Source organism: Streptomyces sp. NPDC060035, assembly GCF_042736635.1.
Lineage (GTDB): Bacteria > Actinomycetota > Actinomycetes > Streptomycetales > Streptomycetaceae > Streptomyces.
This window is the reverse complement of sequence record NZ_JBHWVO010000076.1, coordinates 1-1,115: the sequence shown is the minus strand read 5'-3', so window position 1 is coordinate 1,115 and position 1,115 is coordinate 1. Positions and strand designations below refer to the sequence as shown.

The following is a 1,115-nucleotide window of genomic DNA, read 5'->3' as shown; positions in this document are numbered from 1 at the left end:
GCGCTGAAGGCGAACATCGCCGATGTGCCGCGGGGGGCGGACATCATCGTGAACACCGACGAGTTCACGAAACGTCCGATGGCGAAGGTCGGTTACGACACGTCTCCGCTGGAGGACGGGTCGCTCGAGGCGTACAACGTGCATCGGGTGCCGTTGACGACGTTGACGATCGAGGCGTTGAAGGAGTTCGGGCTTTCCCGTAAAGAGGCCGAGCGGTCGAAGAATATGTTTGCGCTCGGGTTGCTGTCGTGGATGTACAACCGTCCGACGCAGGGTACGGAGAAGTTTCTCCGGTCGAAGTTCGCGAAGAAGCCGGTCATTGCCGAGGCGAATGTGGCGGCGTTCCGGGCGGGCTGGAATTTTGGTGAGACGACGGAGGATTTTGCGGTCTCCTACGAGGTGGCTCCTGCGACGCAGGCGTTCCCGACGGGTCTGTACCGCAATATTTCCGGGAATCTCGCGTTGTCGTACGGGTTGATCGCGGCGGGCCGGCTGGCGGATCTTCCGGTGTATCTGGGTTCGTATCCGATCACTCCTGCTTCGGACATCCTGCATGAGCTGTCGCGTCACAAGAACTTCGGTGTGCGGACGTTCCAGGCGGAGGACGAGATCGCGGGGATCGGGGCGGCGCTGGGTGCGGCGTTCGGCGGTTCGCTGGGGGTGACGACGACGTCGGGTCCGGGTGTGGCGCTGAAGTCGGAGACGATCGGTCTGGCGGTGTCCCTGGAACTGCCGTTGCTGATCATCGACATTCAGCGGGGCGGTCCCTCGACGGGTCTGCCGACCAAGACGGAGCAGGCGGATCTGCTGCAGGCGATGTACGGGCGCAACGGTGAGGCCCCGGTCCCGATCGTGGCGCCCAGGACGCCGGCGGACTGCTTCGACGCAGCGCTGGACGCGGTGAGGATCGCGCTGACGTACCGGACGCCGGTGTTCCTGCTCTCGGACGGGTATCTCGCCAATGGTTCGGAGCCGTGGCGGGTCCCGGAGATCGACAGCCTCCCCGACTTGCGGACCCGGTTCGCGACCGGCCCCAACCATGAACTCGCCGACGGGACAGAGGTGTTCTGGCCCTACAAGCGAGACCCGGAAACCCTGGCCCGCCCGTGGGCGGT

Annotated in this window: 1 protein-coding gene; it reads left to right on the top strand. The window is 65.0% G+C overall.

The features are described 5' to 3' along the window. Nucleotides 1–1,115: 2-oxoacid:acceptor oxidoreductase family protein (locus ACFWBQ_RS38325; RefSeq protein ID WP_385508675.1), on the top strand; the 1,115-nt coding region annotated here is incomplete at both ends.